The following is a 20187-nucleotide window of genomic DNA, read 5'->3' as shown; positions in this document are numbered from 1 at the left end:
CGTCGATTATTCCTTCACGACCGGCACACCAGAGCTTTCCGGAATGTCGGACGCAGGCGCAATGTTATGCTCAAGTCGTTTAATTTTACGTTCAGCGCGTGCAAGAGAAACACGGACTTTCAGCCAGAACAGACCGCAAACCAGCCAGCCAATGGCAAAGCCTGCAGCAAACAAGACCGCAAGCAGACTTGATACGCGATACTCGCCCTGCGCCAGCAGATAGTTAAACGTCACCTGTTGATCGTTTTGTGCACCCAATGTGACTGAAATGACAAAAATCGCCAATACCAGTAAGAAAATGAGTAAATATTTCACATTACTTCCCGTTATGTGGTTCAAGCGAATAAAGTGTGTTCAACTTACCGCAATCAGCCTTATAAACTACCATTTTAGCGACGGGCGCGAAACGGAAAAAGTGACGCACACGTCATGGATTTATGGGCGAAATGCGCAATATCAACCGTCAGGCGTCGCTTTGGTCCCTTTCGGCGATTTCTTCTTTCTCTTCAGGCGGTGGCGTAAGCGGGCCACAGAGTCGTTCCGCAAGCCAGGTTGCCAGCGTCACCAGCAGCCATGAGATCAGCGTAGCGACCACCAGGTCCCGTGGCCAGTGCATCCCCAGCAGCAAGCGGCTGCCCATCACTCCCGTTGCCCAGATCAGTAATATCCCGATGGTAACCGTTCGACGTCGTGGCCAAAGCAGCCCAACAGCCAACAGCGCCCAGCTGGCCGCAAACATCGTGTGGCCGGAAGGAAACGCGAAGCCCGTCTCTTTTTGCCAATGTTTACGCAAGAACTTCGGAATATCCTGCTGTTCCGTAAGCTGTTCTTTCACCAGTGCACCGCGATCTTTACGCTTTAAATTGTAGAACTCATCTACCGGAATATGGTGTGTTTTTTCCAGCCAGACGACAAACGGTCGTGGCTCCTGAACATGGTCTTTCACCCAGGACTTAACGCCCTGACCAATAACAATCGCGCCACCCAGGATAGCAAAGAGCATCAGCGCCGCGCGCAGACGAAAACGCAGGCACCACAGGAACCAGCCACAGAGAATGATATGGGTGATAATTCCCCACGGTTGCGTGACCGTCTCCGTTACCCAGTACAACGTTTTCAGCCACGTGGCATTCTGCCCGGGCTGCCACATCCAGCCGGAGACCCATACGGTCAAAGGCATAATCAGTAAAATGGCCGCGCCTGCTGCCGTACGTCTGGCGATTGAAAGCATGTCTTCTCCTTTTACGCTAAGCCTCACAATCATAACTGAAATTCATCCGATGGGTGGAGATGTCGGATCGTGCGTTTAACGTTCATATAGCATGGTGCCCATTAGGCGAACGTGCTGAGCTTGTGGCAAAATGAACAGATACAGAAAGTAAAACAGGCGCAAGACACGAAACGTGTCAGCCTACTCTGGAGAATCACATGCAGCTTAAACGTGTGGCAGAAGCCAAACTGCCAACCCCATGGGGCGATTTCCTGATGGTGGGGTTTGAAGAACTGGCAACCGGACAGGATCATGTTGCGCTGGTCTACGGCGATATTTCAGGGCAGACGCCGGTGCTGTCCCGCGTCCATTCGGAGTGTCTGACCGGCGATGCGTTGTTCAGCCTGCGCTGTGATTGCGGTTTCCAGCTGGAAGCTGCCCTTTCTCATATTGCCGAAGAAGGCCGCGGTGTGTTGCTCTATCACCGTCAGGAAGGTCGTAATATTGGCCTGCTGAATAAAATCCGCGCATACGCGCTGCAGGACCAGGGCTACGATACGGTAGAAGCCAACCATCAGCTCGGTTTTGCCGCCGATGAACGTGACTTCACCCTGTGTGCGGACATGTTCAAGCTGCTGGGCGTCGACGAGGTTCGTCTGCTGACGAACAACCCGAAAAAAGTGGAAATCCTCACCGAAGCGGGAATCAACATTGTCGAACGTGTGCCGCTGATTGTTGGCCGCAACCCGAAAAATGCCCACTATCTTGATACTAAAGCCGCCAAGATGGGCCATCTGCTGAAAGAGTGAAAGTAAAAAGCCCGGCATAAGCGCCGGGCTTTTTTATCAATCGAGCATCTTACGAATCACATAGTGTAAAATGCCGTCGTTCTGGTAGTAGGTAAATTCGGTTGCCGTATCAATACGGCACCGGCAGTCCAGTACCTCCGTCTTCCCGTCAGCTCGCGTCAGCTTCACCGGCACCGTTTTACCCGGCTGCAGGTTTTGCAGACCACTAATATCAATCTGCTCTTCTCCGGTCAGCCCCAGCGTTTTACGGGTTACGCCCTGCGGGAACTCAAGCGGCAGGATCCCCATGCCGATGAGGTTCGAGCGGTGAATACGTTCAAACGATTCGGCGATCACCACACGAACGCCCAGCAGCCGCGGCCCTTTCGCCGCCCAGTCACGGCTGGAACCGGAACCGTACTCTTTCCCGGCAATCACCGCCAGCGGCGTACCTTCCTGTTGATATTTCACGGCTGCATCGTAAATCGACACGACGTCCGTCCCCGGCAGATGGCGCGTCATCCCCCCTTCCACCCCCGGAACCATTTCATTACGAATGCGAATGTTGGCAAACGTGCCCCGCATCATGACTTCATGGTTACCGCGGCGCGAACCGTAGGAGTTAAAATCGCGGCGCTCCACTCCCCGGCTTTGCAAATAACGGCCCGCCGGGCTGTCGGCTTTGATACTCCCCGCCGGAGAGATATGGTCAGTGGTGACAGAATCCCCCAGCATGGCCAGGATGCGCGCCCCATGAATATCTTTAAGCGGCGCAGGCTCGGCGAGCATCTCATCAAAGAACGGAGACAGACGAATATAGGTCGAGTCATCCTGCCAGTCATAGGTGTCCGACCCCACGACATTGATGGTTTTCCATTCTGGCGTGCCTTCGAAGACCTCCGCATACTCTTTGCGGAACATCTCGGTAGAGACCTTTTCAACGGCCATCGCAATTTCACGCGAGGACGGCCAGATATCTTTCAGGTAGACGGGATCGTTCTTGCGGTCGTGACCAATCGGATCGGTCACCAGGTTAATGTTCATGTTCCCGGCCAGCGCATAGGCCACCACCAGCGGCGGCGAAGCAAGCCAGTTGGTTTTGACCAGTGGATGAATACGCCCTTCAAAGTTACGGTTGCCGGAAAGAACGGCGCCTACCGTCAAATCGCCCTGCTTGATCGCCGTTTCAATGGGCTCAGGCAGCGGTCCGGAGTTACCAATGCAGGTCGTACAGCCATACCCCACGAGGTTAAAGCCCAGCTCATCAAGATAAGGCGTCAGCTTAGCCTGCGCCAGGTAATCCGAAACCACTTTGGAGCCCGGCGCCAGCGAGGCTTTGACCCACGGTTGAGGTTTCAGACCCAGTTCAACCGCTTTTTTCGCCAGCAGACCGGCCGCCATTAAAACACTGGGGTTTGAGGTGTTGGTACAGGAGGTGATGGCGGCAATCACAACCGCCCCGTCCGGAAGTTGATATTGATGGCCGTTCAACACATAGTCGATGGGACGATGGTCTTTCTTCGCCACGTTGACTTCCAGCTCATTGCTGGCCGCAAAGGCTTTCGGCACGTCTGTCAACGCGACGCGATCCTGCGGACGTTTTGGCCCGGCGAGGCTTGCCTCAACGCTGCCCATATCAAGCTCAAGCGTACTGGTAAATACCGGTTCATCGCCCGGATTGCGCCACATGCCCTGCGCTTTGGTATAGGCCTCTACCAGCGCCACCTGCTCTTCGCTGCGTCCGCTCAGACGCATGTACTCCAGCGTGACGTCATCAATTGGGAAAAAGCCACAGGTTGCGCCATATTCTGGTGCCATGTTGGCAATGGTCGCGCGGTCAGCCAGGGGCAGCGAATCCAGCCCGTCCCCGTAGAACTCAACAAATTTGCCCACCACCCCATGCTTGCGCAGCATTTGCGTAACGGTAAGTACCAAATCGGTCGCGGTAATGCCTTCTGACAGTTTTCCTGTCAGCTTAAAGCCCACGACATCCGGAATCAGCATGGAGACCGGCTGACCGAGCATGGCGGCTTCCGCTTCGATTCCGCCGACACCCCAGCCCAGCACGCCGAGGCCGTTAATCATGGTGGTGTGGGAATCTGTACCCACCAGCGTATCCGGATAAGCCACCCACTCTTTGTCCTGTAATTCGCTCCAGACAGCTTTACCAAGATACTCAAGGTTAACCTGGTGGCAAATACCCGTGCCCGGTGGAACCACGCTAAAGCGGCTGAATGCCTGCTGGCCCCACTTCAGGAAAACATAACGTTCGTGGTTACGCTCCATCTCCAGACGGACGTTCTCGCCAAAGGCATCGTCATCACCGAAATGGTCAACGGTCACGGAGTGGTCAATCACGAGGTCAACGGGGGAAAGCGGGTTCACTTTGGCCGTATCGCCGCCGAGGCGTTTAACCGCCTCGCGCATCGCGGCGAGATCCACCACGGCGGGCACACCGGTAAAGTCCTGCATCAGGACCCTTGCCGGGCGGTAGGCGATTTCTCTGTCGGCATGGGCATGCTTCAGCCACCCCGCCAGCGCCTGGATATCATCGAGCGTGACGGAATCACCGTCCTGCCAGCGCAAGAGGTTTTCCATCAGAACTTTCAAGGACTTGGGTAAACGCGAAATGTCCCCAAGCGTTCTGGCAGCCAGCGGCAGGCTATAGTAATGCCAGGTTTTATTTTCTGCCTGTAATGTGTCCTTACTGGCTTCGCGTAGGGTTAACGACATAAGCTCCTCCTTAATTACAGAGATGTCCTGACAATCATCAGGGCCGTAATTAAAGATAACACAAAGATGTCGTAACGTTTTGATAACAACCCGAATTGATAAATTTAGGAATGGTCCAGAGGACGTCAAAACAAAAAACCCCGCCGCAGCGAGGTTTTATCATTTAGCGGATGGCCAGCCAGATGAGCTGACTCCAGAACAGGATCGACAGGGTAAACACGCCAATCCATGACCAGTATTTGTGAGACGTCATGTTATTCATCATAGGGACACCAGGCATTATTTATTAAACATTCCGAGGCAGGTCCTCAGTGCGATATTGCTGATGTGTATTTATTAAAGAGTACAAAGGTGCATAGTCGTTATTCAGACCCAATGCATCATTACGCAAAAAACTAAATTATTGTTTTTTGGGTTCGTCTTCCGCGAACACATCAATAAAGGCTTGCTGCTGCGGCGTCAGTTTCCAGGATGCAGGCACAACTGTCGCAGGAGCCTTACGTCCTTTGTGGACAGTGTCATGACGCTGACACATCTGTTTTACCGTTTCTGTACGTACCGTCACTGCCATATTCAACCCCAATATTTCCAGGCCAGGAGAGCAACCATCAGCCAGAACAGGGCGGAGACGAGAAAGACCGCCAGCCAGGCTTTACGCTTGAGCGCAGGATCCCTTTGCGGTTCTTCACTTCCTGAAGGCATTGCTAACCTCATACAATCGATATCGCTTATCATTTAGGACCAAACAATTGGTACAATTAATCATCTGTTGAGATAAATCCTAAAGAAACTTTAGCCGAAAAGCCAGTGAATTTACGCATCCGGAGGTATGAAATATTCATTCTTTTGACCACAAATAAATATTTGAAAAGAAAAATTTGCATAGCCGTTAATTAGTTTCTATTTTTGTCGCCAATTCACGACATTAAAACCATACAAAATAAAAGGATAATGACAATATATGGCAGGGAGAGCGCAGATGATGATAATTCTAATTTAGCTTTAAGGCGGTATTTCGGTATCTTTCCGTTAGGGAAAGATACCGGGTGTGATTATTTTGCGGGGAGTTTGATGTCTTTAAACATCTCTTCAATATCTTCATTTGAGCGTAATGCAACGGCGGTATCCACCACGTCACGCGTTAAATGCGGGGCAAAGCGCTGAATAAAATCATACATATAGCTACGCAGGAAGGTACTGCGACGGAAGCCAATTTTTGTGGTGCTGTGGCTGAAAATATCGTGTGCATCAAGACGTACCAGATCAGGGTCTGACACCGGGTCGACCGCCATGCTGGCAATAACGCCCACGCCCAGACCAAGCCGTACGTAAGTCTTGATGACGTCGGCATCGGTAGCGGTAAAGACAATGCGTGGGGTTAACCCGGCACGGTTAAAGGCGGTATCAAGCTCGGAACGTCCGGTAAAGCCAAACGTATAGGTGACTAACGGATATTGCGCCAGCTCTTCAATCGTCACCGACCCTTTCCCCGCCAGCGGGTGATCGGGAGTCACTACGATCGATCGGTTCCAGTGATAGCACGGAAGCATTACCAGATCGTCATACAGGTGGAGCGCTTCCGTCGCGATGGCAAAATCGGCATTCCCCTTCGACACCGCTTCAGCGATTTGCGTCGGTGACCCCTGATGCATATGCAAAGAGACGCGCGGATAACGCTCGATAAAGCCCTTAATGACGCCAGGTAACGCATAGCGCGCCTGGGTGTGCGTGGTGGCAATATACAGCGAGCCTTTATCTGGCCAGGTATGTTCTCCTGCAACAGATTTAATCGCATCGACTTTGGAGAGGACTTCACGCGCAATGCGAATAATTTCCTGCCCCGCTGGCGTCACCTGCGTAAGGTGCTTACCGCTACGGGCGAAAATCTGAATACCTAATTCATCCTCCAGCATGCGAACCTGCTTGCTGATGCCCGGTTGCGAGGTATATAGCCCCTCGGCAGTAGAAGAGACATTAAGGTTGTGATTCACCACCTCAACGATATAACGAAGCTGCTGTAATTTCATGCCAGACCATCCGATTTAGCGCATGCGGTCAATCGCTTAAGACGATTTGATAATAAGAAATGGGTTAACTATAACCACTATATCATTTATAGCCTGACTGTATAGTACGGAACAAAAAATAATAATAGGGTAATAAAAAAGGGCCGGAAGTCCGGCCCTTTCACAGGTAAGTGACGGTCAGGCAAGCTTATTTCTTGCCTTCAACCCATTTGCCATCGACAAAGAAGGCGGACCAGCCGGTCGCTTTGCCCTCTTTCTCTGCCGCCACGTACTGCTGCTTCGTTTTACGGCTAAAGCGAACCACCGTCTTATTGCCTTCAGGATCCTGCTGTGGCGCATCGGCCAGGTAACGCAGTTTTTCTGGCAGACGGTCACGGAAGCGGTGCAGTTCTTCAACCAGCGGCGCACGTGTTTCACGCGATTTCGGGAAGGTGTTGGCCGCCAGGAAGACACCCGCAGCACCATCACGCAGCACGAAGTACGCGTCGGATTTTTCACACGGCAGCTCTGGCAACGGAACCGGATCTTCCTTCGGCGGAGCCACTTCACCGTTGCGCAGAATTTTGCGCGTGTTTTTACACTCGTCGTTGGTGCACGCCATGTACTTCCCGAAACGCCCCATTTTCAGGTGCATTTCAGAGCCACACTTCTCGCACTCCACAATCGGGCCGTCATAGCCTTTAATGCGGAATTCACCTTCCTCAATCTCATACCCGTCACACGTTGGGTTATTACCGCAGACGTGCAGCTTACGTTTAGGATCGATCAGGTAGCTGTCCATCGCCGTGCCGCATTTTTTGCAGCGGCGTTTAGCACGCAGAGCGTTGGTTTCCGCATCCTCACCTTCCAGCACGTTGAGAACTTCGTTCTCCGGCACCAGGTTGATGGTGGTTTTGCAGCGCTCTTTTGGCGACAGCGCATAGCCGGAACAGCCAAGGAAGACGCCCGTGGTTGCCGTACGAATACCCATCTTGCGGCCGCAGGTTGGGCAGTCGATGCTGGTCAGAACCATCTGGTTAGGCAGCATGCCGCCCTCTTCAGGATCTTTCTCCGCTTTTTCAAGCTGGTTGGTAAAATCGCTGAAGAAGCTGTCGAGAACCTTCTTCCACTCCGCCTTATGGCTGGCAACCTCGTCGAGGCTGTCTTCCATTTGCGCGGTGAAATCGTAGTTCATCAACTCGCGGAAATTAGCTTCCAGACGGTCGGTGACGATCTCACCCATTTTTTCCGCATAGAAACGACGGTTTTCAACTCGAACGTAGCCGCGATCCTGGATCGTCGAGATGATTGACGCGTAGGTCGATGGACGACCAATACCGCGTTTTTCCAGCTCTTTCACCAGCGACGCTTCACTAAAGCGCGCAGGCGGCTTGGTGAAGTGCTGAGCAGGAACGAGATCAACCAGAGAGAGCTCATCTCCCTTGTTCACCGCTGGCAGCGTACGGTCTTCATCACCTTTACGCAGCGCAGGCATGACTTTTGTCCAGCCGTCGAAACGCAGGATACGACCGCGCGCTTTGAGACGGAAGTCGCCCGCACCGACGGTCAGCGTCGTGGAGTCATACTTCGCAGGCGTCATCTGACAGGCGACAAACTGACGCCAGATCAGCTGATACAGCTTCTGGGCGTCGGCTTCCATATCTTTCAGCGACTCGGCTAACACAGAGACATCAGAAGGACGAATCGCTTCGTGCGCTTCCTGAGAGTTCTCTTTGCTGGCGAATTGATTGGCGCTTTCCGGCAGGTATTTTTTACCGAAGTTATCACTGATATAACCGCGTACCATGTTTACCGCATCCTGGCTCAGATTCGTTGAGTCAGTACGCATGTAGGTGATGTAACCCGCTTCATACAAGCGCTGGGCCATCATCATGGTTTTCTTCACGCCATAGCCAAGGCGCGTACTCGCCGCCTGTTGCAGGGTAGACGTGATAAACGGCGCGCCAGGTTTACTGCTGGTCGGTTTATCTTCACGTTCCAGCACCTGATAGCGTGCTTTTTCCAGCAACGCGACGGCAGCCATGGTCTGGTCACGGTTTTCAGGACGGAAAGGCTTATCGTTCTGATGGCTCACCTGCAGTGGCAGAGCGTCACCGCCCGGCGTGGTCACATTGGCGTCAATTTCCCAGAATTCTTCCGGCACGAAGGCTTTAATTTCGCGTTCACGCTCAACGACAAGACGCACGGCGACGGATTGCACACGTCCTGCGGACAGGCCACGGGCAATCTTTTTCCACAGCAGTGGAGAGACCATATAGCCTACAACGCGGTCCATAAAGCGACGCGCCTGCTGGGCGTTGACACGGTCGATGTTCAGCTCGCCAGGCTTCTCAAACGCCTGACGAATCGCATTTTTTGTAATTTCGTTAAACACTACGCGACTGTAGCGTTTGTCATCGCCCCCGATCACTTCCCGCAGGTGCCATGCAATGGCTTCCCCTTCGCGGTCAAGGTCGGTTGCGAGATAAATGTGGTCTGCTTTTTCAGCCAGCTGCTTCAGCTCGTTAACGACTTTCTCTTTTCCGGGCAGCACTTCGTATTGTGCATCCCAGTTGTGCCATGGGTTAACACCCATGCGGTTGACAAGCGCGCTACGTTCATCCTTTTTAGGCTTTTTAGCCCCTTTGGTGGAGGTAGAGTCTGCGCTCTTTTTGCTGGCTGAGCCACTGGTCGGCAAATCGCGGATATGACCCACGCTGGACTTAACCACGTAGTCATTACCCAGATACTTATTGATCGTTTTGGCTTTTGCCGGGGACTCAACGATGACGAGAGCTTTACCCATATTCACCTTTACCTAATTTAATTCTTCCAGGAATACGCCGCACGTTGATTTCCCTTCCGCTGACGACGAGCCAATGATATTGCGGCTGCGTCAGGAGATATCAACCCCTTTGTCCTACCGGGTGTCTGAGGAAAGACGCCCAGGTGATTGAGTTATCGGGTATTTTTCTAACACCTCGTATAATTCGTGACGAGTTCCCGGTCGAATGTCAAGCAATTCTGTTGCCAGAATGACGAAAGCGCACACTCTACCTGATAAAATTCGTTACGCAACTTTATTAGCATGCAAAAGCAAATCCCGCCAACCTGCCCCCTGTATCTTATCCCCTCACAAAACAGGGAAAATTTGCCCCCAAAGCGCCCCCGGCGTAGACTATTGTCACTGTTTAAGGAGTGGATTATGCAGAATACGACCCAACCTATTGACCGAGCCTCTCTGCTTATCGAAGCAAATAAGCTTATCCGTGACCACGAAGATACCCTGGCGGGCATCGAAGCCACCGGTGTAGAGCAGCGTAATGGCGTGCTGGTTTTCAGCGGCGAATACTTCCTTGACGAACAGGGATTACCTACCCCAAAAAGCACCGCTGTGTTTAATATGTTTAAATACCTGGCGCATACGCTTTCTGAAAAATATCACCTGGTCGATTAATGCAAAACGCGAGGCATATGCCTCGCGTTTTTGCTTACAGCAGCGGTTTTTGTCCGCGCTGTAGCCAGCGAAGCAGCAGGCGATCTGCGCTTTCCGCTGCACTGTTGGTAAAGCGGTCCATCAGGCGCTTACGCTGGGTGAACCGCACGCCTATCAGCTCCCTTCCGTCCATCAGGTTGAGCAGCAGATCGTCGCTGGTCCCCACTTCATCTACCAGCCCTTTTTCCTGCGCCTGAATACCGTACCAGTGTTCGCCTGTAGCGACCTGCTCAATATCCAGCGTTGGGCGCATACGGTGTACGAAATCTTTAAACAGGTGGTGCGTTTCGTTGAGATCCTCACGGAATTTTTGGCGCCCTTCTTCCGTATTTTCCCCCAGCAGCGTCAGGGTACGTTTGTACTGACCCGCCGTGTGCAGTTCGATATCAATCTCTTTATTCTTCAGAAAACGGTTAAAGTTTGGGATCTGTGCGACCACGCCGATAGAGCCAATGATGGAGAACGGTGCCGCAACAATTTTGTCCGCTACGCAGGCCATCATATAGCCACCACTTGCCGCGACTTTATCTACCGCCACGGTAAGCAGGATCTGCTTTTCTCGCAGACGCTGTAGCTGAGAAGCGGCCAGTCCGTAGCCGTGCACAACGCCGCCTGGGCTTTCAAGACGCACCACCACTTGATCCTGCGGAGTGGCCACGGCCAGAACGGCAGTCACATCTTCCCGTAGCGAAGCGACTTCATGCGCATCCATACTGCCTTTAAAATCGAGTACATAGACGCGAGGCTTCGCGTCAGACTGTGGCGTTGCAAGCTTAGCTTTCGCCTTTGCGGCTTTGGCTTCCTGCTTGTGCTTTTTCTTCTGGGCCTTCAGCCATGCCTTCTGTTGATGGCTATCAAGCAGTGAGAGGGACATGTCTTCCTGCATCTCTTTGTACTGCTCGCTCAGACGGGTAATGCGTAACTCCCCACGCTGACGTTTGCGCTGCGTGAGATTGACAATCAGAACGGCAACGACCGCAATGGCAATCACCACCGTCGCGATTTTAGCCAAAAACAACCCATATTGAGAAAGTAATTCCACGCGTTCCACCTTGATTTAACCACGAATCTTTCACGGCAGTGTACAACAGCCCTGCCTTTGCGTCTCGCCCGTGACATTACCTGTGCGAGCCATCTTCAGGAATCCCCGGCCGACGGTTTAAATATTTGCAAATTGTTAATTTTACAGTAATACGTCCTGTAGACTGATTGAATTCTCACGCTAATTCGGGCATAAAGCCGAAAAGTCATTATGAAGGCGCCATTGAGTCACCGTGCGCCTGAGGAGTCACCGTGCACTATCAACCGCAAAAAAACCTGCTGCAGAACCGGATCATTCTTGTCACCGGTGCCAGCGCGGGTATTGGTCGCGAAGCGGCCCTGACGTATGCTGAATATGGCGCGAGCGTTATTCTGATCGGTCGCAACGAAGAAAAACTCAAAGGTGTCGCTCAGGAAATTGAAGCGGCAGGTGGCATACCGGCCCCCTGGTATACTCTTGATTTACTGACCTGTACGCCAGCGGTATGTCAGGAATTAGCCCAACGTATCAGCACCCATTATCCACGTCTGGACGGTGTGCTGCATAACGCCGGGTTGTTAGGCGAAGTTCGTCCAATGGATGAGCAGGATCCTGATATCTGGCAGCAGGTCATGCAGGTTAACGTCAACGGCACCTTTTTCCTCACCCAGGCCTTGCTTCCTTTATTACTCAAATCCGAGTCAGGCTCTCTGGTCTTTACCTCTTCCAGCGTAGGCCGTGAGGGGCGCGCAAACTGGGGGGCATATGCTGTCTCTAAATTTGCGACCGAAGGTATGATGCAGGTGCTGGCGGAGGAATATCAGAGCCGCCATCTGCGCGTAAACTGCATTAATCCGGGCGGAACACGCACCAAAATGCGCGCCAGCGCGTTCCCGACAGAAGATCCGCAGAAGCTGAAAACCCCGGCCGATATTATGCCACTCTATCTCTGGCTAATGGGCGACGACAGCCGTCGCAAAACCGGAATGACTTTTGATGCCCAACCGGGCCGTAAACCGGGGATTTCGCAATGAGTGAAGAACGTCACCAGCAGCGCCAGCAGCGTCTGAAAGAACAGGTTGATGCGCGCATTGCGTCAGCCCAGGACGAGCGAGGGATCGTCATCGTATTTACCGGCAACGGCAAAGGCAAAACCACCGCCGCGTTCGGCACCGCCACCCGCGCCGTCGGACACGGGCAAAAAGTGGGCGTAATCCAGTTTATCAAAGGCGAATGGCCCAATGGGGAGCGCAATTTGCTGGAACCTCACGGCGTTGAGTTTCAGGTGATGGCAACCGGTTTTACGTGGGACACGCAGAACCGGGAAACCGACACCGCAGCCTGCCTTGCTGTCTGGGAGCACGCCAAAAGAATGCTGGCCGATCCGACGCTCAATATGGTGCTACTGGACGAGATCACCTATATGGTCGCCTACGACTACCTGCCGCTGAATGCCGTGCTGGATGCACTGAAAAACCGCCCTGCACATCAGACGGTAATCGTCACGGGTCGTGGGTGTCATCGGGATATTCTGGAACTGGCAGATACCGTCAGCGAGCTGCGTCCGGTCAAGCATGCATTTGATGCAGGTATCAAAGCGCAGCCTGGGATTGATTACTAAAGAAAAAAGCCCGGTGCGTTCACCGGGCTTTTAGATTAACCGTTGTTATTCCGGCTGCCAGAGCGACGGTTGCTGCTGTTCACCTGGCTATGGCGTTTCACCGCACGACGGATCTGGTTCGCCTTCATACGACGACGATCTTTCTCTACCGCCACTTTTGAGGTGGTTTCCGGCGTTAGCCCCACCAGCTCGCGCAGGTAGTTGGTCTGGGTCAGATCCAGTTCGGTATAGCCGCCACGCGGCAGACCTTTTGGCAGCAGAATGTCGCCGTAACGAACGCGAATCAGGCGGCTAACCTGAACCCCTACCGCTTCCCACAGACGACGCACCTCGCGGTTGCGCCCCTCTGTCAGGGTGACGTTGTACCACTGGTTAATCCCTTCACCACCGGTAAATTTGATGGTTTTGAATGCTGCAGGACCGTCTTCCAGCTGAACGCCACGCGACAGGTCGCGCAGTTTATTTTCATCAACCTGGCCGAAGACACGCACAGCATATTCACGTTCCACTTCACGGCTTGGGTGCATCAGACGGTTTGCCAGCTCACCGTCGGTGGTAAATAGCAGCAGGCCGCAGGTGTTAACGTCCAGACGACCCACGGCAATCCAGCGCGCACCTCGCAGTTTAGGCAGACGGTCAAACACCGTCGGGCGACCTTCCGGGTCGTTGCGGGTACACAGCTCGCCTTCCGGCTTATAGTAAGCCAGCACGCGGCAAATCTGTTCAGCAGACTCTTTCACGGAGATAAGATGACCGTCGATGCGGATCTTAAGCCCCGGTACGATTTCTACGCGGTCACCCAGCGTGGCGATTTTACCGTCCACACTCACGCGGCCCGCTTCAATAATGGCTTCGATTTCACGGCGCGAACCGTGGCCGGCGCGCGCCAGCACTTTCTGTAACTTCTCGCTCATTGAGCTTCCTCAGGTGTCGCCTTCACAGGCGTCGAATCAGGTCAAAAGAGGGCCTGGCCCTGCTTTGATGGCCGCGTAGTATATCTGCTTACACCTCTACAAGAAAGGCTTAACATCGCCCACGCCTTCACGAATCACTTCTGGCGCATCTTCGGTTAAGTCGACCACGGTGGTCGGTTGCTGACCAAGATAGCCGCCGTGAATAATCAGCTCAACCACCTTCTCCAGACGATCTTTGATCTCTTCCGGGTCGGACTCGGTAAACTCACTTCCCGGCAGCATCAGCGAAGTCGAGAGCATCGGTTCGCCGAGGGTTTCCAGCAGCGCCTGCGCAATCGGGTTGGAGGGCACGCGCATCCCGATGGTTTTCCGTTTTTCCTGCAACAGGCGGCGCGGAACCTCTTTCGTCCCTTTCAGGATGAAGGTGTAGTTACCCGGCGTGTTGTTTTTAATCAGGCGAAACGCCACGTTATCAACATACGCATAGGTCGACAGCTCAGAGAGATCGCGACACATCAGCGTAAAGTTATGGCCGTCCGGAAGCTGGCGAATACGGCAGATACGCTCCATCGCCCCTTTGTCTTCAATTTTGCAGCCCAGCGCGTAGCCAGAATCGGTCGGGTAAACAATCACGCCGCCTTTGCGGACGATCTCCACGGCCTGATTGATCAGACGTGGCTGCGGGTTATCCGGATGAATATAGAAAAACTGACTCATACTTCCCTCTCTTCAATTTGCTGCGGCTGTTCCCAGAGCTGCCAGACCGGCTCAACGCCTGCCGGTAACCAAAGCTTGCGCCCCAGTTCAATCCAGGCGCAGGGCTGATGGAAATCAGAGCCCTGCGACCCTGACAGGCCGAACTGGCGAGCATAAGTCGCAAGCTGCGCACGCTCATTGGGTGCCTGCTGACACTGGGCGACTTCCATCGCCTCGCCACCGCATTCAGCAAAGTATGCCAGCAGTCTTTTCAGCCATTTAGCAGAAAGATTATACCGCCCCGGATGGGCCAGCACGGCCTTACCGCCTGAATGATGAATCACATCAATAGCTTGTTTTATTGTACACCACTGTGGCGGAACGTATCCGGTTTTCCCGCGCGCCAGATACTTTTTAAAAACATCCGCCATGGTCGTTGCCTTGCCCGCTTCAACCAGAAAACGGGCGAAATGACCGCGCGTGACTGCCCCACCGTTCGCGAGCGCTTGTGCCCCTTCCAGCGCGCCCGGAATATGCGCCTTTTCCAGACGCTCGCCGATCATCTCCGCTCGCTGGTTGCGGCGCGTTTTTTGTTCTTGCAAAAACGTTACAAGTGCCGGATGTTCTATATCGATGTTCAGACCAACGATATGAATTTCATGGTTTTCCCAGACGGTTGAGATCTCAACCCCGGCGACCAGATTCAGCGCCAGCCCGCTGCGGGCAATCTCAGCGCGCGCTGCCGGAATGGCATCAGTGGTATCGTGATCGGTTATCGCCAGCGTGCCGACGCGCATCTCAACCGCGCGATGAACCAGGGCTTCGGGTGTCAGCAGACCATCAGAAGCCTGCGTATGGCTGTGTAAATCATAAATAATGGCGTAGGTGGTATCGCTCAAAGCACTTCCCATAACAGGTTGGAGACATCCGAAACCGCCATGATACCGACTTAACGCGAAATTCTGAAATCAAGGGTTGACAACTCGCCACTGAACCAGTTAACTAGTACGCAAGTTCACACGAGAAAGGTATCTGAAAATGACAGCACATTTCACTCTGCACGGTTGGTGGCGCACTTCCTGATTTTCGGGCAGTGTCACGCGTCTGCGAAATGCAAACAGATACCCAGCCCGCTACCCAGCGGGCTTTTTTTTGAACAAAATAAATGAGAACAACAACATGCAAACAGCCAAACCCCATCTCGACCTGCTGACCTGCGAGGCGGCCTATCGCCACAACCCGACCGCGCTGTTTCATCAGGTGTGCGGCGCACGTCCGGCAACGCTGCTGCTGGAGTCTGCAGATATCGACAGCAAAGACGATCTTAAAAGCCTGTTGCTGGTCGACAGCGCGCTGCGCATTACCGCTTTAGGTGACACTGTCACCATCAAGGCGCTTTCTGACAATGGCGCATCGCTGCTGCCGCTGCTCGATGCTGCCCTGCCTGCGGGCATCGAGAATAAACGTCACCCGGACCAGCGAATTCTGCATTTTCCTCCGGTAAGCCAGCTGCTGGACGAAGATGCCCGCCTTTGCTCGCTGTCCGTTTTCGACGCTTTCCGCCTGCTGCAAAATCTGGTCACCGTGCCGGAAGATGAGCGTGAAGCGATGTTCTTCGGCGGACTGTTTGCATATGACCTGGTCGCCGGGTTTGAAGATTTGCCGGAAACCGAGCAGGGTAACCGCTGCCCGGATTACTGCTTCTATCTGGCCGAGACCCTGCTGGTGATCGACCATCAGAAAAAATACACCCGCATCCAGGCCAGCCTGTTCACGCCGTCCGCGGCTGAGAAAGAGCGCCTCGAAAATCGCATCGCTCAACTCCAGCAGCAAATGACGGAGGCGCCCCCTGCGCTGCCGGTACAGCGCGTCGAGCAGATGACGTGTGAGGTTAACCAGACCGACGATCAGTACGGGGCCGTGGTTCGCCAGATGCAAAAAGCGATTCGCGCCGGGGAAATTTTCCAGGTGGTGCCTTCCCGTCGTTTCTCTCTGCCCTGCCCGTCGCCGCTGGCGGCTTACGATGTGCTGAAAAAGAGTAATCCGAGCCCTTACATGTTCTTCATGCAGGACAATGATTTCACTCTGTTTGGTGCGTCACCGGAAAGCTCACTGAAATACGACGCTACCAGCCGCCAGATTGAGATCTACCCAATTGCAGGCACCCGCCCCCGCGGCCGTCGTGCCGACGGTTCACTGGATCGCGATCTCGACAGCCGCATCGAACTGGAAATGCGTACTGACCACAAAGAGCTCTCCGAGCATCTGATGCTGGTTGACCTGGCGCGTAACGACCTTGCGCGTATTTGCACGCCGGGTAGCCGTTACGTGGCCGATCTGACCAAAGTCGACCGTTATTCCTTCGTCATGCATCTGGTCTCCCGCGTGGTGGGTGAACTGCGCAGCGACCTCGATGTGCTGCACGCCTACCGGGCCTGCATGAACATGGGCACCCTGAGCGGCGCGCCGAAAGTGCGTGCGATGCAGTTGATTGCCGCTGCCGAAGGTCGTCGTCGCGGCAGCTACGGCGGCGCGGTGGGTTACTTCACCGCCCACGGCGATCTCGATACCTGCATCGTGATCCGCTCTGCCTACGTTGAAGACGGAATTGCCACCGTCCAGGCCGGCGCCGGGATTGTTCTCGACTCTGTTCCGCAGTCTGAAGCTGACGAAACCCGCAGTAAGGCTCGCGCGGTATTGCGCGCCATTGCTACCGCACATCATGCACAGGAGATTTTCTGATGGCTGACATTCTGCTGCTCGATAATATCGACTCCTTTACCTATAACCTGGCAGATCAGCTGCGTGCGAATGGCCATAACGTCGTTATTTACCGCAACCACGTACCGGCGCAGACCCTGATTGACCGTCTGGCGACCATGCAAAACCCGGTGCTGATGCTCTCCCCGGGTCCGGGCGCGCCAAGTGAAGCAGGCTGTATGCCGGAGCTGCTGACCCGCATGCGCGGCAAGCTACCGATTATCGGCATCTGCCTCGGTCACCAGGCGATCGTTGAAGCCTACGGCGGCTATGTCGGCCAGGCGGGCGAGATCCTGCACGGTAAAGCCTCCAGCATTGAACATGACGGCCAGGCGATGTTTGCCGGGTTACCGAATCCACTTCCGGTTGCGCGCTATCACTCGCTGGTCGGGAGTAATATTCCCGCCGGGCTGACGATTAATGCCTCGTTTGAAGGGATGGTGATGGCGGTACGTCACGATGCGGATCGCGTCTGCGGCATGCAGTTCCACCCGGAATCGATCCTGACGTCACACGGTGCCCGTCTGCTGGAGCAGACCCTCGACTGGGCGCTACAGAAGCTGGAGCAGACCAATACCCTGCAACCGATTCTGGAGAAACTGTACCAGGCGCAGACCCTTAGCCAGCAGGAGAGCCACCAGCTCTTCTCCGCCGTAGTGCGCGGCGAGCTGAAGCCTGAACAGCTGGCCGCAGCGCTGGTGAGCATGAAAGTGCGCGGCGAAAGCCCGCAGGAGATCGCCGGTGCCGCCACGGCCCTGCTGGAAAATGCCGCCCCGTTCCCGCGCCCGGACTATCCGTTTGCCGATATCGTCGGTACCGGTGGTGACGGCAGCAACAGTATCAATATTTCGACTGCCAGCGCCTTTGTGGCGGCGGCATGCGGGATGAAGGTGGCGAAACACGGTAATCGCAGCGTTTCCAGTCGGTCTGGCTCCTCCGATCTGCTGGCCGCGTTCGGTATTAACCTCGACATGAATGCCGAACGTTCCCGAGAAGCGCTGGATGACCTGGGCGTCTGCTTCCTGTTCGCGCCGAAGTACCACACCGGTTTCCGCCATGCGATGCCGGTGCGCCAGCAGCTTAAAACCCGCACGCTCTTTAACGTGCTCGGTCCGCTGATTAACCCGGCCCATCCGCCGCTGGCATTGATTGGCGTATACAGCCCTGAACTGGTCCTGCCGATTGCCGAGACGCTACGCGTCCTGGGTTACCAGCGTGCCGCCGTGGTACACAGCGGCGGTATGGATGAAGTTTCTCTCCACGCACCGACGCTTGTGGCCGAGCTGAACAACGGCGAAGTGCTTAGCTATCAGCTGGAGGCGTCTGATTTCGGCTTAACACCCTATCATCAGGACGCGCTGGCGGGCGGCACGCCGGAAGAAAACCGTGACATTCTGACGCGCTTACTACAAGGTAAAGGTGAGGCCGCGCATGAGGCCGCCGTGGCAGCCAACGTCGCCATGCTGATGCGTTTGCACGGTGAGGAAGACCTGAAGGCTAACGCCCAAAAAGTTCTGGATGTACTGCACTCCGGTGCAGCTTACGATCGCGTTACCGCACTTGCGGCAAGAGGGTAAAGAATGCAGACCGTTTTAGCGAAAATCGTTGCCGATAAGGCCATCTGGGTGGAAGCCCGCAAAGCAGAGCAGCCGCTTGCCAGTTTCCAGAATGATGTTGTTCCCAGCAGCCGTCGTTTCTATGACGCCCTGCAGGGCGCACGCACCGCCTTTATTCTGGAGTGCAAAAAGGCCTCTCCGTCAAAAGGCGTTATTCGTGACGATTTCGACCCGGCGCGTATCGCCGGTATTTATAAGCATCATGCGTCCGCCATCTCCGTGCTGACGGATGAGAAATATTTCCAGGGCAGCTTCGATTTTCTGCCCATCGTCAGCGGCATCGCGCCGCAGCCGATCCTGTGCAAAGACTTTATTATCGACCCGTATCAGATCTGGCTTGCGCGTTTTTACCAGGCTGACGCCTGCCTGCTAATGCTCTCGGTACTCGACGACGAGCAGTATCGCCAGCTGTCTGCCGTAGCGCACAGTCTGAACATGGGCGTGCTGACCGAAGTAAGTAATGAAGAAGAACTGGATCGCGCCATCGCGCTGGAAGCCAAAGTGGTCGGCATTAACAACCGCGATCTTCGCGACCTGTCGATTGACCTGAACCGTACGCGCCAGCTTGCGCCGCGTCTGGGTTCTGGCGTCACGGTAATCAGCGAATCCGGCATTAACAGCTACGCTCAGGTGCGCGAGCTGAGCCACTTCGCCAACGGTTTCCTGATTGGTTCCGCCATGATGGAACATGACGACCTTAACGCCGCGGTACGTCGCGTCCTGCTCGGTGAAAACAAAGTGTGTGGCTTAACTCGCGAACAGGATGCCCTGGCCGCGTATGACGCGGGGGCCATTTACGGCGGCCTAATCTTTGTTGACGCCTCGCCTCGTGCCGTCAGTGAGGAACAGGCGCGCAATGTGATCGCAGCAGCGCCACTTAGCTATGTGGGCGTGTTCCGTAATGCGGATATCGCAGACGTCGTGGCAAAAGCCGAAACGTTATCCCTGAGTGCGGTGCAACTGCATGGCGATGAGGATCAAGCCTACATCGATAAGCTGCGTGCAGACCTCGCCCCTCAGGTGCAGATCTGGAAAGCACAAAGCGTGGGTACCACCCTGCCCGCACGTAACCTGAATCATGTTGATAAATATGTGCTCGACAACGGCCAGGGCGGTACGGGTCAGCGTTTTGACTGGTCACTGCTAAATGGCGAAAAGCTGGACAACGTCCTGCTGGCGGGTGGATTAAGCCCGGATAACTGCGTGGAAGCCGCCAAAGCGGGCTGCGCAGGCCTCGATTTCAATTCAGGCGTAGAGTCACAACCGGGTATTAAAGATGCCAGCAAACTGGCCTCGGTTTTTAACACTCTGCGTGCATATTAAGGA

The 20187-nt window shown here is 54.5% G+C and carries 19 protein-coding genes and 1 other annotated feature; of the genes, 8 read left to right on the top strand and 11 right to left on the bottom strand.

Annotated elements, in window-relative coordinates; translation table 11 throughout:
• Positions 1-6: 6 nt before the first annotated feature.
• Both O1723_RS09720 and pgpB read right to left on the bottom strand, forming a co-directional pair.
• On the bottom strand, positions 7-315 hold the full coding sequence (locus tag O1723_RS09720; protein ID WP_014884085.1) for a LapA family protein: 309 nt from the start codon (positions 313-315) through the stop codon (positions 7-9).
• Between the two features lie 148 nt (positions 316-463).
• Positions 464-1231, bottom strand: coding sequence for a phosphatidylglycerophosphatase B (pgpB, locus tag O1723_RS09715; RefSeq protein ID WP_023337378.1), 768 nt, complete (start codon positions 1229-1231; stop codon positions 464-466).
• Between the two features lie 197 nt (positions 1232-1428).
• Between pgpB and ribA the strand changes: the two genes are divergently transcribed.
• Positions 1429-2019 carry a GTP cyclohydrolase II gene (gene ribA / locus O1723_RS09710; protein ID WP_008501210.1) on the top strand — a complete coding sequence of 197 codons (591 nt, stop codon included), beginning with the start codon at positions 1429-1431 and terminating at the stop codon, positions 2017-2019.
• 36 nt (positions 2020-2055) lie between these two features.
• Here the strand turns inward: ribA and acnA are convergent, their stop codons facing one another.
• The 5 genes from acnA to topA form a co-directional block, all read right to left on the bottom strand.
• A complete protein-coding gene (gene acnA, locus O1723_RS09705) occupies positions 2056-4731 on the bottom strand; it encodes an aconitate hydratase AcnA (protein ID WP_023337379.1) in 2676 nt (891 codons plus the stop codon).
• A 163-nt stretch (positions 4732-4894) separates the two neighbouring features.
• A complete protein-coding gene (gene ymiC, locus O1723_RS09700) occupies positions 4895-4993 on the bottom strand; it encodes a small membrane protein YmiC (protein WP_014884088.1) in 99 nt (32 codons plus the stop codon).
• Between the two features lie 311 nt (positions 4994-5304).
• Complete coding sequence (locus O1723_RS09695; RefSeq protein ID WP_213391151.1) at positions 5305-5445, bottom strand: YmiA family putative membrane protein; 141 nt, start codon at positions 5443-5445, stop codon at positions 5305-5307.
• 338 nt (positions 5446-5783) lie between these two features.
• Positions 5784-6758 (bottom strand): HTH-type transcriptional regulator CysB, encoded by a 975-nt coding sequence (cysB, locus tag O1723_RS09690; protein WP_006175683.1) that lies wholly within the window; start codon positions 6756-6758, stop codon positions 5784-5786.
• Between the two features lie 187 nt (positions 6759-6945).
• Positions 6946-9543, bottom strand: a complete 2598-nt coding sequence (topA, locus tag O1723_RS09685) for a type I DNA topoisomerase (protein WP_023330550.1) — start codon at positions 9541-9543, stop codon at positions 6946-6948.
• Between the two features lie 399 nt (positions 9544-9942).
• Between topA and O1723_RS09680 the strand changes: the two genes are divergently transcribed.
• On the top strand, positions 9943-10194 hold the full coding sequence (locus tag O1723_RS09680; RefSeq protein ID WP_003856804.1) for a YciN family protein: 252 nt from the start codon (positions 9943-9945) through the stop codon (positions 10192-10194).
• Between the two features lie 34 nt (positions 10195-10228).
• On the opposite strand, the gene sohB is transcribed toward O1723_RS09680, so the two are convergent.
• Complete coding sequence (sohB, locus tag O1723_RS09675; RefSeq protein WP_479983873.1) at positions 10229-11275, bottom strand: protease SohB; 1047 nt, start codon at positions 11273-11275, stop codon at positions 10229-10231.
• Positions 11276-11526: 251 nt separating this feature from the next.
• On the opposite strand from sohB, the gene O1723_RS09670 reads away from it, so the two are divergent.
• On the top strand, positions 11527-12288 hold the full coding sequence (locus tag O1723_RS09670; protein ID WP_014884093.1) for a YciK family oxidoreductase: 762 nt from the start codon (positions 11527-11529) through the stop codon (positions 12286-12288).
• The gene (cobO, locus tag O1723_RS09665) at positions 12285-12875 is read left to right on the top strand and encodes a cob(I)yrinic acid a,c-diamide adenosyltransferase (protein ID WP_023337380.1); all 591 of its coding nucleotides are present in this window, start codon (positions 12285-12287) and stop codon (positions 12873-12875) included. Before O1723_RS09670 ends, cobO begins: the two co-directional genes overlap by 4 nt.
• 35 nt (positions 12876-12910) lie before the next feature.
• Here the strand turns inward: cobO and rluB are convergent, their stop codons facing one another.
• The 3 genes from rluB to rnm all read right to left on the bottom strand — a co-directional run bounded on the left by rluB (position 12911) and on the right by rnm (position 15384).
• Positions 12911-13789, bottom strand: coding sequence for a 23S rRNA pseudouridine(2605) synthase RluB (rluB, locus tag O1723_RS09660; protein ID WP_014884095.1), 879 nt, complete (start codon positions 13787-13789; stop codon positions 12911-12913).
• Positions 13790-13885: 96 nt separating this feature from the next.
• Positions 13886-14506, bottom strand: a complete 621-nt coding sequence (locus tag O1723_RS09655) for an L-threonylcarbamoyladenylate synthase (RefSeq protein ID WP_003856793.1) — start codon at positions 14504-14506, stop codon at positions 13886-13888.
• Positions 14503-15384 carry an RNase RNM gene (gene rnm / locus O1723_RS09650; protein WP_032645259.1) on the bottom strand — a complete coding sequence of 294 codons (882 nt, stop codon included), beginning with the start codon at positions 15382-15384 and terminating at the stop codon, positions 14503-14505. Before rnm ends, O1723_RS09655 begins: the two co-directional genes overlap by 4 nt.
• 139 nt (positions 15385-15523) lie before the next feature.
• Here rnm and trpL point away from each other — a divergent pair, with 139 nt between their 5' ends.
• The 4 genes from trpL (at position 15524) to trpCF (ending at position 20184) form a co-directional block, all read left to right on the top strand.
• Positions 15524-15568 (top strand): trp operon leader peptide, encoded by a 45-nt coding sequence (trpL, locus tag O1723_RS09645; protein ID WP_106993556.1) that lies wholly within the window; start codon positions 15524-15526, stop codon positions 15566-15568.
• Positions 15545-15639, top strand: a sequence feature (Trp leader region). (Overlaps the previous gene by 24 nt.)
• Positions 15640-15664: 25 nt before the next feature.
• Positions 15665-17227, top strand: a complete 1563-nt coding sequence (locus tag O1723_RS09640; protein WP_023330555.1) for an anthranilate synthase component 1 — start codon at positions 15665-15667, stop codon at positions 17225-17227.
• The gene (trpD, locus tag O1723_RS09635; protein ID WP_023330556.1) at positions 17227-18822 is read left to right on the top strand and encodes a bifunctional anthranilate synthase glutamate amidotransferase component TrpG/anthranilate phosphoribosyltransferase TrpD; all 1596 of its coding nucleotides are present in this window, start codon (positions 17227-17229) and stop codon (positions 18820-18822) included. The genes O1723_RS09640 and trpD overlap by 1 nt, the downstream gene beginning before the upstream one ends.
• A gap of 3 nt (positions 18823-18825) precedes the next feature.
• Complete coding sequence (trpCF, locus tag O1723_RS09630; protein ID WP_023337383.1) at positions 18826-20184, top strand: bifunctional indole-3-glycerol-phosphate synthase TrpC/phosphoribosylanthranilate isomerase TrpF; 1359 nt, start codon at positions 18826-18828, stop codon at positions 20182-20184.
• The last annotated feature ends 3 nt before the right edge of the window (positions 20185-20187 follow it).

Source organism: Enterobacter cloacae complex sp. HYC080_NIDB (assembly GCF_056673325.1).
Note: the sequence above shows the minus strand (reverse complement) of the source record. Positions and strands in the feature narration are given on the sequence as shown.

Excerpts from the sequence above, each read along its gene's own strand:
- O1723_RS09640 (WP_023330555.1), top strand. The coding sequence starts at position 15,665 with ATGCAAACAGCCAAACCCCATCTCGACCTGCTGACCTGCGAGGCGGCC.
- ymiC (WP_014884088.1), bottom strand. The coding sequence starts at position 4,993 with ATGAATAACATGACGTCTCACAAATACTGGTCATGGATTGGCGTGTTT.
- ribA (WP_008501210.1), top strand. The coding sequence starts at position 1,429 with ATGCAGCTTAAACGTGTGGCAGAAGCCAAACTGCCAACCCCATGGGGC.
- O1723_RS09655 (WP_003856793.1), bottom strand. The coding sequence starts at position 14,506 with ATGAGTCAGTTTTTCTATATTCATCCGGATAACCCGCAGCCACGTCTG.
- O1723_RS09695 (WP_213391151.1), bottom strand. The coding sequence starts at position 5,445 with ATGAGGTTAGCAATGCCTTCAGGAAGTGAAGAACCGCAAAGGGATCCT.
- pgpB (WP_023337378.1), bottom strand. The coding sequence starts at position 1,231 with ATGCTTTCAATCGCCAGACGTACGGCAGCAGGCGCGGCCATTTTACTG.
- acnA (WP_023337379.1), bottom strand. The coding sequence starts at position 4,731 with ATGTCGTTAACCCTACGCGAAGCCAGTAAGGACACATTACAGGCAGAA.
- trpD (WP_023330556.1), top strand. The coding sequence starts at position 17,227 with ATGGCTGACATTCTGCTGCTCGATAATATCGACTCCTTTACCTATAAC.
- cysB (WP_006175683.1), bottom strand. The coding sequence starts at position 6,758 with ATGAAATTACAGCAGCTTCGTTATATCGTTGAGGTGGTGAATCACAAC.
- O1723_RS09680 (WP_003856804.1), top strand. The coding sequence starts at position 9,943 with ATGCAGAATACGACCCAACCTATTGACCGAGCCTCTCTGCTTATCGAA.
- rluB (WP_014884095.1), bottom strand. The coding sequence starts at position 13,789 with ATGAGCGAGAAGTTACAGAAAGTGCTGGCGCGCGCCGGCCACGGTTCG.
- cobO (WP_023337380.1), top strand. The coding sequence starts at position 12,285 with ATGAGTGAAGAACGTCACCAGCAGCGCCAGCAGCGTCTGAAAGAACAG.
- trpCF (WP_023337383.1), top strand. The coding sequence starts at position 18,826 with ATGCAGACCGTTTTAGCGAAAATCGTTGCCGATAAGGCCATCTGGGTG.
- topA (WP_023330550.1), bottom strand. The coding sequence starts at position 9,543 with ATGGGTAAAGCTCTCGTCATCGTTGAGTCCCCGGCAAAAGCCAAAACG.